Here is a 14464-nt window from a genome sequence, read left to right on the forward strand (position 1 = left end):
GTTTATAAGTTACCGCTTCTCAATCGTCGGGAGATAGAAACTATGTTTAGTTTAGATGAATTAAAACAAACTCAGTATTTTCAAGATGTGCGCGAGGAAGCGCGTCAGGAAGGTCGTGAGCAAGGCAGACTAAACAAAGCACTAGAGGCGGTCCCTCGTTTGTTAGCCTTAGGGTTAAGTGTTGAGCAAGTCGCATCCGCCTTAGAATTAGAGGTTGAACAGGTTAGAGCTATACAAAACGGGACATAATCGCCTTTGTCCCTAGCCAAAAAGGAAGGCGTTTAAGCCTTCCTTACACTATAGTTGGGGTTGGCTGAATAAATATAAAAACCTTTTTGGATAAGGCTTTTGGACTTTTTTCCCCTCAAAAAGTGCCCTAGCTAGGAGTGATTGGGGGGAAAATTCAGGGACTTTTTGCCTGAAAATTAGGTAATTGACCCCCTGAAAATCGGTAAAACCCTACACCCCATACCCCACACCCTACCCCCACGAAAAACTTTTTGCCGCAAACCCTATTTAGGAAAGGAGATTACCGCGACTACCGTTAGGAAGAATAGTTTCTTCGAGGGAAGCAGAAAGAAGATTATTTTCGGTTAAAATCGCCCCAATTAAGTTAGCTTGTTTGAGATTAGCTCGTTTAAGATTGCTTCCCACTAAATAACTCAAGAGTAATCCCGCTTGGTGTAGATTAGCACCAGAAAGGTTAGCGGAGGCTAAATTAGCACCGAGCAGATTACAACCGGTTAAGTTAGCCTGGCGAAAATTGGCTTTATTAGCGTCAGTTTTGCTTAAATCGGCTCCGGTTAAGTTAGCTCCCTCAAAATCGCTACAATTGAGGTTAGCTCCCGTCAGATTAGCACCTTCGAGGTTAGCATAACGTAAATCCGCCCCCCGTAAATCCGCCCCGCGCAAATCGGCATAGCTGAGGTCGGCGTATTGAAGATGGCAGTTTTCCAGATTAGCTTGATAGAGATAGGCTCGAATTAGGTTAGCCTCTTTTAAGTTAGCATGGCTAAGATTAGCAGAGCTAAGAATAGCACGAGTGAGAATAGCCCGTTTTAGGTTAGCTTTCCCCGCCATGGCATGGGTTAAAGTGGCTGAGGTGAGATTAGCCGCTTCGAGATTCGCTTTGAACAGTTGAGCAAAAAGTAAGCTACTGTGAATTAAACAGGCAGAACTTAAATCAGCCTTTTTGAGAACAGTATTACTCAAAATTGCGCCGCTTAGGTTACTTTGGCGCAAATTTGCCCCAGAAAGGTCGGCTTTAGTCAGGTTAGCATCGATAAGACAAGCTTTGCTTAAATTGACTTCTTCGAGGGCAGCGTCCTTGAAATTAGCGTTAATTAAACAAGCTTCGGCTAAATTGGCTCGTTTTAAGTAACTATGACTTAGGTTAATCTGGTTTAAACACTGTCTCTTTAAATTGACTCCGCTAAGTCTGACTTCCGCAAAGTTGCGTTCTCCTCGATTATACAGTTCGATTAGATGTTCACGATTGGTTAAGGCATTGCTACTCATAAAATAACTAAATTGTTCTGGAAGCTGATTTCCAGAGAATTGGTTGGGGAAAATTACTGATCATGAAGTCGATCCCTAGGATTAGTACAGGGAGCGACTGGGAATTTTTGCGAATAAATAGAAATTTTCAACCAATTACGGGCTTAAAATCCCTATTGGCAATCACTAAAACCGGTAAAGAACGAAAAGAATCGGGGTTCAATACCAAAAACAGTCTCTACCTAAACCCGCCACTTGTTGCCAGCCAGGTCTAGGCATTAAATTAGAGAAGTCTTGTGCGTCAGTTTTTCTGACTGAATCTACTGCCTCGCCGATGTCTTGACTCGGTATCATACAGTTGAATTTGTTAGGTCTGCTTAGTCAGTCCGGTAGCCAAGAGGCTAAAACTCTTAATCACCAGATTTCGGGGACTCTCCAGTTGAGCAAGCATAAAACTTTGTAAAAGTCAATCCCTCTTAGGGATGAACTGCCCAATTCTATTCCCTGAAGCCTTGGTTTATCTAGTCTATCAGGTTGTGGTCTGTTTTGGCAAGAGGGGTCAATGGTTTTTTAATCAATTCGCCAAAAGGCTTGATTTTCCGTAGGGGATAATTGTATAGACTGGTCATCTAAATATTGTCTGAGACTGGGGGAAGGATTGAGGAGATAAATATCGGTAAATTGATTTTTTAAGGATGGGATGGAAACTCTAGGGTTCGACTGAACAAATAAATACTTTGTCTTAGCATCAGTAGTATGGATAAGGGGCAAGGTATCTAACCAATGTTCTGAAATAATTAGAGGTTTTTGACTGCGATTAATCATTGTATAAGCGTTGGGAATATTACTACCATAGCCCACATATCTAGTTGCCGGCGGTGGATAGGGAATTTTGGCAATTAATCCGAAAACTAGCAATAATATTAAGAGAATTTTTGCCCAGCCTTGGCGCTGCTGTAATCCGTTGCTTAGTAAAAAGGTAACTGCCAGCAGCATACCGAGAAAACTCGGTAAGTAAAATCTGCCCACAGCCGTGTAGCGAAATCCTCTGATTAGATCCCACGCTAAAAGAGAGAAAAAGGGGATAATTGTCAGGAGAATGATCAGGGTAAAAACTTTTTTATCGGCTTTTTTGCCCAGATAAATAAAGGAGATGATGACGAGGATAATTAGGCAGTATTCAATAATAGGGTTGATGGTGGGATTGGCTAAACTAAAATTATAAAATAAACGAGCGATCATTATTACCCATCTTTGCCAAAGTACCTCTAGGGGTAAACTGCCTTTTGACCATCCAAAGATAGTAAATCGACCAGTAAAAATCCGGGTTAACCAAATTGAATAAATCCACAGAGAAGCAAGTAAGCTGATGCTATAGTATTTTTTGGTTAAAGAGTTAAAAGAATTCAGCTGCAACAGAAAATATAGGCTATGGACTACTAGAACAAAGATAAAGAAAACATGAGTATATAAACCAGCGATTAGGGATAAACTATAGAAAAACCAATCTTTTTTCGGTTGCGAGGAATCAATAGCTTTGAGAAATAACCAGCTAGAAAGTATCGAACAGAAAACATATAGTCCGTATTCCCAAATTCCTAGAGCATAACCAGTAAAACGAGGGGAAAAGAAGATAAGTGTAGTGGCGATTAAAGCGGCGTTTTTATTTTTAAATAAAGTCAAAGCCAAATGGTAAAAACTCCATAAAATGCCAAGCCAAATAATTACCGAAAATCCTCTTAAGACTAGATAAGAATTGCCCGATAACCTTGCTAAAAACCAGAGGAAACTATAATAGAGAGGTAGATCGTAATTCGAGCTAGTATAAAGAGAGGCTAAGGTATCAGGAAAACCTTTCACGGAATTAACCCCTTGAAATTGCCAGAGTTGTTCTGTAGATTTAATTTGTCCATCGAACAGATAGTTAATTAACTGTTCGGGTGTGTAACCAGAAAGATGGAGTAAGACCAAAGATTCATCGTGCCAAACATAGCTATAGTAGGCGAGATGGACAAAATAGAAAATATTGAAAATAATCAATAAACCTAAAGCAAATCTAACCCCAGATTGACGAGTAAGCATAATTATCTCGATCCTGTTAAAAATCACTGATTACTGTTGACTAACTCCTGCTTAATCACTCTAGAATTTTGATGGGTAAGGGGTAAAGTAAACCAAAACTGTGAGCCAACCCGCGGGGTACTTTTTACACCAATTCTCCCAGAGTGAGCCTCGATTATTTGCCGACATTGGTAGGAACCTAAACCGATTCCCGTTAGGTGTTGATTATGAAGATTTCTTACATATAAATGGAAAAGATGTTGACATTGTTCCTCATCCATGCCAATGCCATTATCGCTTAAAGTGCAGTAGAGCATATCTTGGTCAATACGAGCATCTAAAGCTAATTGAATCGGTGGAGGATTATGTTTTAAGGCATTATTTAATAATTGTTCAAAAACACTTCTTAGCTGACAAGGATCAGCATCAATAGCGGGTAAGTCATCGGGGAGAAGATTAATAAAAGTAGCTTGGTATAAATCAAAATCTTTCTGCCAATCTTTGAGCCAAATTTCCACCTGTTCTTTTAAAGATAGAGGTTGACGATGCAAGATTAAAGGCCGTTCTTCAGCAAAATGATTTTCTGATAAAGCATTAATTAAAGTTAATTGTCGATCGCAACTACGCACCACCTGATCGAGCATTGCTCGCGAGATAGTTACTTTTTCTGTTTGCCGACACTGTAAATTTTTTAATAACATCACTAATCCCATAATCGAAGTGCGAAGATCGTGGGATACTGCCTGTAAAAAAACCGTTTTCATTTCGTATAAACGCTGAATTTCCCGGACTTTTTCCCGCAGTTCCAAGGTTCTTGCTGCCACTTCCCGTTCTAAATTATTATTCAAGCTTTGCACCCTCTGATATAGTTGCGCTTGGCCGATAGCAATACAAACTTGGGTGGCTAACTGTTCTAATAATTTGACCTCGCTTTTTTGCCAATGACGAGGATGGGAATATTGATGGACAACTAAAGCACCTAAATGTTGATTATTAACCGTTAGAGGTAAAACTAAAGAGGATTTAACTTGCAGGTATTCGTAATAACCCTTGAGAGTCGGCAGAGTTTGCACCTTAGCGGTATTATCAGCAATAATTAACTTATCTAAAGAAAATAATTGTCCTAATTCTTCCAGTAATTCTGGTTCGGGAAACCAACCCATCAGCGAGGGAATCTCGGGACGACGGGACTCAGCGATTACCTTAGACCAACCCCGCTCTTGACAGTGACCGATATAGACTTGATCGGCATCGAGAAAATTTCTGATTTCCTCAACAATGGTATTTAAAACCTGATCTATATCTAAAGATTGATGGACTTTTAAAGCAACTTGTGTTACTAAATGTTCTCTTTCTAAAGTTTCATTTAAAGCTCGATCGATCTGTTGTCTTTCGCTAATCGCCGCCGATAAAAACAGAGAAGTTGACATGACAATGACTAAAAAGATTTGTAAGATCAAGACACCTCTGGTATAATCGGGAGCCTGTAGGATAAAAGGGCTGATTCCCTTGGCCAATCCCATCAAAGCTAAAATAGATACTAAAAAATTCGCTATTACCGCTCCCCAAGTCTGAAAACGCATAGCGGCCCAAACCACAAAAGGAAAAGGCAGATATTCGAGGTACTGCACCATACTCCAATCGGGGTTGAGAAAATTTGGTTGATCACCAAAAACCACGGAAGTCACCACCGTTAGCAAACTCAGACAAAGTAACGCCTCGCCAAGGCGTTGGGGTTGCCGTGGTTCTCGCAAGGAGTGATGATTGAAGAAAAAACGCAACAGCAGCGGCGTGGTCATTAATATACCCGTACTATCTCCGAGCCAGATAATGCCCCAAGACTGTCCAAATTGCCGCCAATCCCAAGTATTTAGCCAACTACGGGCAAAAGTATCGATAGTGGCATTGACTGCCGAGGCTAATAAAGCCGCTAAAAATACCAGTAAAAGGATATCGCGAATGCGCTGCAAAGTGGCGGAAAATCTCAGATAATGCAAGAATTGCGCCCCTAACAGAGCCGATAAACTGCTACCGAGCGCCGAAAATAGAGCTATGGGCCAACTGGCCGCTAAAAAGAAGGTAAGAAGCAAATCCCCGATAAAAACGCCTAAAACTAGCCTTTTTCCCCCTAAAAAAACCGCAGTTAAGCCAATACCAGCACTCATCCAAATCGGAGCAGGTCGCGAGCCTAAATTTAAGCAGAGATAGCCTAGCCAACCAACACCCAGATAAACTAGGGCAACAAGCACAATTTTAGACCGATCTGATGAAATCCGTAGCATTTTCAGTTATCAGTTATCAGTTATCAGTTATCAGTCATCAGTTATCAGTTATCAGTTATCAGTTATCAGTTATCAGATTTGAGTTCTAAGTGAGCAGTATGTATTAAGCTGGCAGTATTAAATAGTAGTTTCCCACTGTCTTTTCACTGATTACTGATGGTTCTTCGGTTTGTGTTATGCAATGGACGGGAGTTATAAGGGATGAAACCCTTATATAGAAAGACATTGCTTCGATTTTTGCCAATTGTTTTCAATCTAGAACGAGCTAATCAATTAAGTCTCTTGCCAGATAAGGATTTAGCCGATTTCTGCCCCCTGATCGAACCATACCAAGTAACGAAGAACCTTACTGATTACTGTTTACTGTTTACTGTTTACTGTTTACTGGTCACTGGTCACTGGTCACTGGTCACTGGTCACTGTTAATCTATCTCCAGATTGCCTAAACTAGGAGTAGTTCTGCCTCATGCAGATGGGTGAAAACCGTACATTTTCCCGTTAGGAATCAAAGATCATGCGGATTTTAATTGTTGAAGACGATCCTTTAATGCAGTTAGGTTTAGAACAAGCGCTCGGTGAACAGCCGGATTTTGAGATTGTCGGTCAAGCGAGTGATGGTCTAGCGGGGGTACAATTAGCCCTATCCCTACGGCCGGATTTAGTGGTCATGGACATCGGTTTACCCCGTCTCGATGGCATTGCGGCAACTAAACAGATTAAGGAGGGTTTAGCTAATGTTCATGTGGTCATGCTCACTTCCCACACTCTCCAACAGGAAGTGATCGCAGCTCTGGCTAGTGGTGCTGATGCCTATTGTATCAAGGGAGCGAGTCTCGATCGCCTTTTGGCCGCCATTGAAGCAGCTAAGGACGGAGCCACCTATTTAGACCCCCAAATTGCCCGTTTAGTCATGGATAATCTCAAACCGCCGGCAGTGCAACCTAATCCCAATCTAGCACTTTTATCGGAGCGAGAAATGGAGGTTTTAAAGTTAATTGTTGAGGGCAAAAGTAACGCTGAAATCGCCGAACAACTTTATTTAAGTACCAATACGATTAAAACCCATGTGCGGGGCATTATGAATAAATTAGCCGTGGACGACCGAGTACAAGCGGCCGTAATTGCCCTGCGTTCCGGTATTGTTTAAGGGGAAAATGGCGATTTACTTATCCCATATTCGAGGCTTCTCTAATCACCTCTAAAACCTCTGAAGCATGGGAAATAGTCGGGACGTGACCGGATGCCAAAACCACTGTCTTTGCTCCCATTCTCTCGGCCAAATTAAACTGTAATTCTGGGGGTACGGCTTGATCTTGACTAGAGACAATATACCAGTTCGGCTTATTTCTCCAGGCGGTTGTAGTGGTTTTTGCTGTTAGTAAAGAGGCGGCTGCTGGGGTTTGGGTGGCATAAATTAAAGCGGCTTTTTCGGCGGGCAAATCATTGGCGAGAATCTTCTCTATTCCCTCTTGAGAAATCCAGATAAACCCCTCTTGTTCTTGAAAATACTGTGATGGGGTTTCGTATTCACTAAACAAATCTACCATCGACTCCCCCGCATCGGGAGCCAGCGCTGCAATGTAAACTAAACCGGACACTTTTTCATCGTTGCCGACTTCTGTGATTACCGTACCCCCCCAAGAATGACCGACTAGAATACATTGTCCTTCGATACGGTTTAAAATTCTTTTCGTAGCAGCTACGTCATCCGCTAGAGAAGTGAGAGGATTTTGCACTGCGATCGCTGCGTATCCTTCGGCTAATAACTGGGCAGTTATCTGATTATAACTAGAACCATCGGCCCAAAAACCGTGAACCAAAACAATATTGTTAATTCTGTTCATAAGACCTCTTACAAAACTCGAAAAGTGCTGGTTTTTAGCATTTTTTAACTCTCACAAATTAATTAGACAGGAGAGCTATTAATATTCTTACATTGTAGCCATTAAGCCCATTTTAACTTTTTAACTCAATTGCCGGTGCTATAACCATCCAAAAAGTATATTCAATCATTTATAATAGTTATCGACCTATCTCTGTTGGATAAACCATGACTATCGCTCAAAGCTTACCCCTAGTCGAGTCTCATGTAAACCCTGAGATAATCTTCCCACAAGGCCAATTTTGGAGTGATGAACCACCCTTGGAAAGTAACCTACATCTACAACAAATTATTTTACTAATTCAGTGTTTAGAATGGTGGTGGCGCGAGCGAGAAGATTATTTTGCCACCGGCAATTTAACTATCTATTACAGTCCCAACCAGAAAAAGTCAGAATTCTTCCGTGGTCCCGATTTTTTCGTCGTTTTGGGGACAAATTCCAACCCCAACCGCAGAAGTTGGGTAGTTTGGCGAGAAGAGGGCAAATATCCCAATTTAATTATCGAAATTCTCTCCGATAGTACCGCCAAAGTTGACCGAGAGGAGAAAAAACAAATTTATCAAGATATATTTCGCACTCCCGATTATTTTTGGTTTGACCCAGAAAGCCTAGAATTTCAAGGATTTACCCTAATTAGCGGTCAATATCAACCGACTACCCCCAATGCCCAGGGATGGCTCTGGAGTCAACAATTAGGCTTATATTTGGGTTTATCTGCCAATAAATTGCGCTATTTTACCCCCGAAGGTGAATTAGTACCCACTCCCGCAGAAGCGGCACAACAGGCAGAAAATCGGGCTGTAGAGGCAGAAAACCAAGTCCAGCAAGAAAAGCAAAAAGCGGCGAAATTAGCGGCTAAACTGCGGGAATTGGGCATAGATACCGAGGAAAATCTCTAATCTTCTTTTGTTATTCAATAACGCTATTTTCGGTGAGCGGTGAGCGTATTTGGTGTCATTTAGAGGCTGAATAGTTGACTAATCGCAGAAAGCTCCGCGCAAGCGTAAGTTTTCCCGCAATTCCTCGGTCATACCCACATTATCGGCAAACTTTGCCCCCTTCACTTTTGCTCCGCTAAAATTCGCTTGAGTGATGTTGACTTCAACCAAATTAGCTCCTTCTAAATTGGAGCCGATTAAATTAGCTAAAGCCAAACTAGAACGGTAAAAATCAGCATAACTTAAATCGGCATTAGCTAATAAGGCTCCGCTTAAATCCGCTCCTTTAAAACTAGCATGACTGCCATTAATTTCGCTTAAATCAGCATCGGTTAAATTGGCCCCGCGCAGATTAGCTTGATAGAGATTGGCCATACCTAAAGATATACCACTTAATTCCGCTGCTAGGAGATTTGCCCCAGTAAAATCCCTTAGGGGATCGAGTTCAGCTAATTGGGCCAGTTCGAGAAAATCATCACTAACAGAAGCATAAATTCCCTCGATTTGTGCTGGCAATTTCTCTAAATTTTCTGATGCTGCTGGTTTCGGTTCAACTAGAACAGTATCTAATTCTACTTGCGATGACCCCAAAGAAATACGACTCAAAAAAGCATCAAATTGATTTTCCATCAGGAAAAATGCTAACTTTCGCTCTAAAATACTATGTTTATTGGGGCTTATATCGTGTTTCCATAATCCCGATGTTTCCGTGATACAGATATCAGAAGCTGTCACCGAAAATTGCACCGTCAGATGATAAGGTTCTTCCTCCACACTCACGGTTCCTAGGTTAATCCTTTTGATCGCTCCTGTAAATATTGACTGAGGACTTTTGAACGATAACCGCCATTGATGATTATTAATACGATTTATGTATAACTCTTGACTAGAAAGAGGATTTGGTACTAGGTGACAATTAACTAAAACAAAATCTAATTTTCCTCCTTTCAGTCCCCATTTCATTTCCCCGCCGAGGAGAGATTGAATTTGAGCTTGTAGGTGTAAAGTTAAATATAAATCAAATTTTTGCGAGTCGGTGGCTACTGGTTCTAGGGTTAAAGATACACTATCGGGATAGCGATCAAAGGCAGCTAAAAGACGCATAATCCAAAAGAGAAAAGCCAAAATAAACAGTAAAAAAGTGGTGTTTCTCCGGCCCTAAAGCCGAGAACTCACCCCTATTTAAAACAATAGCCGATTTTCTCGATCCTCGATGAACATTTCTTCGGCGATCGCTGAACGATTGCCCCTGAAAATCAAGGTTAAATTAGTTGACTTTCTCTTTTTTGCCGATATTGCCGTCCGCATTAAAAAACATCGGCAAAAAGCGTTCCATAAACATTTGTGGATCACGATTCCAGGCTTTTTGAGCCGCTTCTACCCGGAATAATTGTAATTTCGGGTCGAGAAGGGATTGGGGTAAACGTTCCATCAGATATTGAGGACGTTCCCAAAGCGGCATAGTGGCGGCGATTTCCATTAAATGACCGACGCGGCGCAATTCTGCCCCCAGGGTGATATCCATACCCGATTCATAGGCGGCCTGTTCGATCGCTGAGTATTTGGCCTTAGCTTTTTCGACTTTTTGCCGATGTTCGGGGCTTTTTTGGGCAATTTTGGCTAACCAACGATTGCCCCAACGCACATGACCCGCTTCTTCAGGAAAGATTTTGGCGATCGTTTCCTGAATTTTCAGATTTTCTGGGGTTTGTTCCCCTTCCTTGAGGGCATAGATATGGGCGGCAAAGTATTCGCATCCCCGTTTTTCCGTGACGTTAATTGCCGCTAGGGCTGCAATCAGTCTATCTTCCCTTTGTTCTTCGCCTTGGAATTGATCTTGATCGAGAAGACGTTCAAATTCGTCGATATAGGACAACCCCGGCGGTTTCCCCACATCGGCCCCCAATTCGATCAATAAATCGGTTAACCAGTAGGCATGGCGCGCCTCATCGGCGACGTGGTGGGAAAGCTCCTGTATCAGTTCTTTCGGTTGTCCGTCTAAGGTTTCGATCAGTTCGGTCAGGTCTTTACAGCTACGTTGTTCGTTGTAGCGGTAGCGGTTGAGGGTGACAAGATGAATTTCGCGATCGCTAATGACACGCTTCATGATGTCGCGAGCGCTCATCGTCTTCTTGAATTTGCGAGGGTAAGCAACGGTCATGAGTTTGTATCGTTTTGTAAACGGCTTCCCGTATTCTAACGGAGTTTTTTCCCAATCTGGCAAGGGAGCGGCAAGTGGCAAGCTTTTTTCAGTGATCAGTAAACAGTAATCAGTGACCAGTGAAAGATAAGCTGCCCGCGCATTTAAATTGCTTGTTGAGATGAGACACTCTTTACTGTTGGCTCTTGCAAGAGTAAAGAGATTGGGGGGAGATTCGGCTAATCTAAGAATAAGCGGTTAAAATGCGTCTTAGCTTATCGAGGAAAACTAGAATTGTCTATGAACACATTTACTCCCCATCAAATTGTTAGTTTATTCTGCAAAAATCGAACTTTATACGGAGAAGTAATTCAGGTGATCGAAAGTCGTTCGGCTCTTTGGGTGCGTCCTCTTTGGTTAATTTTAGCCGGCAATTTTGAGACAATTGATGTGCGGGAAGGTTCCGATTTAATCCTGCCGATGGAATTATTTAAACCCGCCTTAGACACGGAAGTTTTACCCCTATTCTCCCAAGTCATTAAAGATAATTATATCACTAATATTTCCTATCCTCTCCAGGACTTTGTGCGGAAAGTGTGTCAAAATTATCCTGAATATTTTTGAAAAATATATGATTGATGAAGGTTACGTTAAATACAATTGTACTTGGATTCCTGACCGTCCCTTAGCAAGCTCAGAGATTGCAGAATTAAATTATTGGCGCAATCGCCTCTATCAACTGGGATTAATCGGTCAATACGATAACGGAATCGGTTTTGGGAATGTGAGTCAACGAGGAAAAATAGACAAAGAAATTATGATTTCTGGCACTAACACCGGGGGAATCCCAGTATTAAATGAATCCCATTACACCACAGTTATAGACTACGATTGGCAAGAAAATCGGGTCACTTGTCGGGGAACAATTGCCGCTTCTTCGGAAACTCTCACCCATGGAGCAATTTATGAAGCGAATCCCCAGATTAATGGGGTAATTCATATTCACCATCGCCCCCTGTGGCAAAATTTGATGTATCGCGTGCCGACCACTCAAGAAAATATCGCCTATGGAACCCCAGAAATGGCCGCAGAAATTATCCGTTTATGTCAAGAAGATCGTCTAGAGGAGCAACAAATTTTAGTGATGAGTGGTCATGAAGAAGGAATTATCGCCTTTGGTCAAGATTTAGCAAAAGCGGGCAATTTATTATTATCCTATTACCAGCAATTTCAATCATCTTGAAATTGACCTCCTCTTTGTGTTAACTTGTTCTGTAGATTTTCGTCTTTGAGGAATTCTATCGTGATCGACATCTTCCATCATCTATCTGTCTCGATCGACTTTTCGCCCCTTACCAATGTCTTGATGACTATTTCGGAGCAAGACGTGGATATCATCGGGAATGTCCAGAAATCCTTCTCAAATTTCGTCAAAACTGGGCAAGCATGGGCCTTATTAATCGGTTTGATTGTCGGTTATATGTTTCGAGGTTTTACTTCTTATTAGCTTTTCGCCTATCAGCCTTCAGCCAGAGTGAGCAATTCTTGCTATTCTTATGCTTGTAGAGTTGGAGATTTTTCTAACCTGAAGCGGTAATGCTATCAGCACCGGATTATCCCTAAAAACTGCCCAGCATATTTTGGTTAACTTTATCCACAATAATCTAACGAAAACAGTGACAGCAAAGAAAACTTGGAGCGATCGCTTTGAAGGTAGTCTCCATCCTACGATCGTAGAATTTAACGCCAGTATTGGCTTTGATATCGAATTAATCGAGTATGATCTCACCGGATCGATCGCTCACGCTAAAATGCTCGCCTATACGGGTATTATCACCCCCACAGAAGCTGATAGTCTCGTCTCTGGATTGGAACAAATTCGTCAAGAATACCGCACCGGCAACTTTAACCCCGGCATCGATCAAGAGGACGTGCATTTTGCCGTAGAACGTCGTTTAACCGAGATCGTGGGAGATGTGGGCAAAAAACTGCACACGGCCCGTTCGCGAAACGATCAGGTAGGAACGGATATTCGTCTGTATCTTAGACAACAAATCGATGATATTAGGCAAGAAATTCGCAATTTTCAGCAAGCTTTAGTCAATCACGCTGAAAACCATCTGGAAACCCTGATCCCCGGTTATACCCACCTGCAGCGCGCCCAACCGATTAGTTTAGCCCATCATCTCCTCGCTTATTTTCAAATGGCCGAACGGGATCACCAAAGATTAGGAGAAATTCGCGCCAGGACTAATATTTCGCCCCTAGGATGTGGCGCTTTAGCGGGGACGACTTTTCCGATCGATCGTCATTACAGCGCCAATTTACTCGATTTTGAGCAGGTGTACAACAATAGTCTCGATGGAGTTAGCGATCGGGATTTTGCCATTGAATTCATGACGGCCGCTAGTCTGATTATGGTACACCTGAGCCGTTTGAGCGAAGAAATAATTCTCTGGTCTTCCCAAGAATTTAGTTTTATCACTCTCACCGATAGTTGTGCCACGGGATCTAGCATTATGCCCCAGAAAAAAAATCCCGATGTTCCCGAATTGGTGCGCGGCAAAACAGGGCGGGTTTTTGGGCATTTACAAGCGTTATTGACCTTAATGAAGGGTTTACCCCTAGCCTATAACAAAGACTTGCAGGAGGACAAGGAGGCGTTATTTGATGGCGTTAAAACCGTGCGGATTTGTTTGCAAGCGATGACGGTACTTTTAGCCACCGGGATTCAATTTAAAACCGACCGATTAGCTAACGCGGTGGCGGAAGATTTTTCTAATGCGACGGATGTGGCGGATTATTTAGCCAGTAAGGGGATTCCCTTCCGAGAAGCTTATAATTTAGTCGGGAAAGTCGTTAAAAGCAGTTTGGCAGCCGGTAAGTTATTGAAAGATTTAACCCTGACCGAATGGCAAGAATTACATCCAGCTTTTCAGGCCGATATCTACGACGCGATCGCCCCTCGTCAGGTGGTAGCAGCCCGTAATAGCTATGGTGGCACAGGTTTTGAACAAGTGCGATCGGCTTTAATTCAAGCTAAAGCCATTCTCGATCATCGAAAATTTGCGTCTGAAACCCCGCCGTTCTAGGTTGGCTTTACTGTTAAATACTAGCGCATTTACACGATATATGCTAGAATGTGAGATATGGAGAAAGCCTATTCGTTTCGATTTTACCCCACACCAACACAAGAGTCGCTATTGCGGCGCACATTGGGCTGTGTAAGATTAGTTTACAATAAAGCTCTCCATCTCAGAACACAAGCTTGGTATGAAAGACAAGAAAGAGTAGGATATACTGAAACTTCTTCAATGTTGACCGAGTGGAAAAAGCAAGAAGAATTAGACTTTCTCAATGAGGTAAGCTGTGTACCTTTACAACAAGGGTTAAGACACCTACAAACAGCTTTCACTAATTTCTTTGCTGGTCGTACTAAGTATCCTAACTTTAAGAAAAAACATCAAGGAGGAAGTGCCGAATTTACCAAATCTGCTTTTAAGTTCAAAGACAAACACATCTATTTAGCCAAATGCACAGAACCTTTACCTATTCGATGGTCAAGACAAATACCAGAAAGCTGTGAACCAAGCACAGTAACAGTCAGATTACATCCTTCTGGACGCTGGCATATTTCAAGAAGATTTGATGACCCAACGATTA

General features: G+C 42.1%; 13 protein-coding genes and 2 pseudogenes. 8 read left to right on the forward strand and 7 right to left on the reverse strand.

The window, feature by feature from the left end; all coding sequences use genetic code 11:
* Positions 1 to 249, forward strand: a pseudogene (locus IM322_RS06660) (Rpn family recombination-promoting nuclease/putative transposase); the annotation flags it as partial.
* Positions 250 to 297: 48 nt separating this feature from the next.
* On the opposite strand, the pseudogene IM322_RS23660 reads toward IM322_RS06660, so the two are convergent.
* The 4 genes and pseudogenes from IM322_RS23660 to IM322_RS06675 form a co-directional block, all read right to left on the reverse strand.
* Positions 298 to 490: pseudogene (locus IM322_RS23660) on the reverse strand (hypothetical protein).
* 26 nt (positions 491 to 516) lie between these two features.
* Positions 517 to 1518, reverse strand: a complete 1002-nt coding sequence (locus tag IM322_RS06665; protein ID WP_287676360.1) for a pentapeptide repeat-containing protein — start codon at positions 1516 to 1518, stop codon at positions 517 to 519.
* 549 nt (positions 1519 to 2067) lie between these two features.
* On the reverse strand, positions 2068 to 3579 hold the full coding sequence (locus tag IM322_RS06670; protein ID WP_287676362.1) for a glycosyltransferase family 39 protein: 1512 nt from the start codon (positions 3577 to 3579) through the stop codon (positions 2068 to 2070).
* Positions 3580 to 3602: 23 nt separating this feature from the next.
* On the reverse strand, positions 3603 to 5840 hold the full coding sequence (locus IM322_RS06675; protein WP_287676363.1) for a sensor histidine kinase: 2238 nt from the start codon (positions 5838 to 5840) through the stop codon (positions 3603 to 3605).
* A gap of 514 nt (positions 5841 to 6354) precedes the next feature.
* Between IM322_RS06675 and IM322_RS06680 the strand changes: the two genes are divergently transcribed.
* On the forward strand, positions 6355 to 6987 hold the full coding sequence (locus IM322_RS06680; RefSeq protein ID WP_002737320.1) for a response regulator: 633 nt from the start codon (positions 6355 to 6357) through the stop codon (positions 6985 to 6987).
* A gap of 19 nt (positions 6988 to 7006) precedes the next feature.
* Here IM322_RS06680 and IM322_RS06685 read toward each other — a convergent pair whose 3' ends face one another.
* The gene (locus tag IM322_RS06685) at positions 7007 to 7684 is read right to left on the reverse strand and encodes an alpha/beta fold hydrolase (protein WP_287672626.1); all 678 of its coding nucleotides are present in this window, start codon (positions 7682 to 7684) and stop codon (positions 7007 to 7009) included.
* A gap of 206 nt (positions 7685 to 7890) precedes the next feature.
* On the opposite strand from IM322_RS06685, the gene IM322_RS06690 reads away from it, so the two are divergent.
* Complete coding sequence (locus tag IM322_RS06690; protein ID WP_287672625.1) at positions 7891 to 8622, forward strand: Uma2 family endonuclease; 732 nt, start codon at positions 7891 to 7893, stop codon at positions 8620 to 8622.
* Positions 8623 to 8700: 78 nt separating this feature from the next.
* Here the strand turns inward: IM322_RS06690 and IM322_RS06695 are convergent, their stop codons facing one another.
* Positions 8701 to 9765, reverse strand: a complete 1065-nt coding sequence (locus tag IM322_RS06695) for a pentapeptide repeat-containing protein (RefSeq protein WP_287672629.1) — start codon at positions 9763 to 9765, stop codon at positions 8701 to 8703.
* Positions 9766 to 9928: 163 nt separating this feature from the next.
* Entirely contained in the window at positions 9929 to 10822 is an 894-nt protein-coding gene (locus IM322_RS06700; protein WP_287672624.1) for a ferritin-like domain-containing protein, read from the reverse strand.
* Positions 10823 to 11101: 279 nt separating this feature from the next.
* Between IM322_RS06700 and IM322_RS06705 the strand changes: the two genes are divergently transcribed.
* The 5 genes from IM322_RS06705 to IM322_RS06725 all read left to right on the forward strand — a co-directional run.
* Entirely contained in the window at positions 11102 to 11425 is a 324-nt protein-coding gene (locus tag IM322_RS06705) for a hypothetical protein (protein WP_287672622.1), read from the forward strand.
* Positions 11426 to 11432: 7 nt separating this feature from the next.
* Positions 11433 to 12044 carry a class II aldolase/adducin family protein gene (locus IM322_RS06710; protein WP_287672619.1) on the forward strand — a complete coding sequence of 204 codons (612 nt, stop codon included), beginning with the start codon at positions 11433 to 11435 and terminating at the stop codon, positions 12042 to 12044.
* A gap of 60 nt (positions 12045 to 12104) precedes the next feature.
* Positions 12105 to 12308, forward strand: a complete 204-nt coding sequence (locus IM322_RS06715) for a hypothetical protein (protein WP_052277410.1) — start codon at positions 12105 to 12107, stop codon at positions 12306 to 12308.
* Between the two features lie 169 nt (positions 12309 to 12477).
* Positions 12478 to 13893 (forward strand): argininosuccinate lyase, encoded by a 1416-nt coding sequence (gene argH, locus IM322_RS06720; protein WP_287672617.1) that lies wholly within the window; start codon positions 12478 to 12480, stop codon positions 13891 to 13893.
* Between the two features lie 57 nt (positions 13894 to 13950).
* The coding region (locus IM322_RS06725; RefSeq protein ID WP_287713155.1) for an RNA-guided endonuclease InsQ/TnpB family protein at positions 13951 to 14464 on the forward strand (514 nt) is incomplete at its 3' end.

Source organism: Microcystis sp. M109S1 (genome assembly GCF_020247025.1).
Taxonomy (GTDB): domain Bacteria; phylum Cyanobacteriota; class Cyanobacteriia; order Cyanobacteriales; family Microcystaceae; genus Microcystis.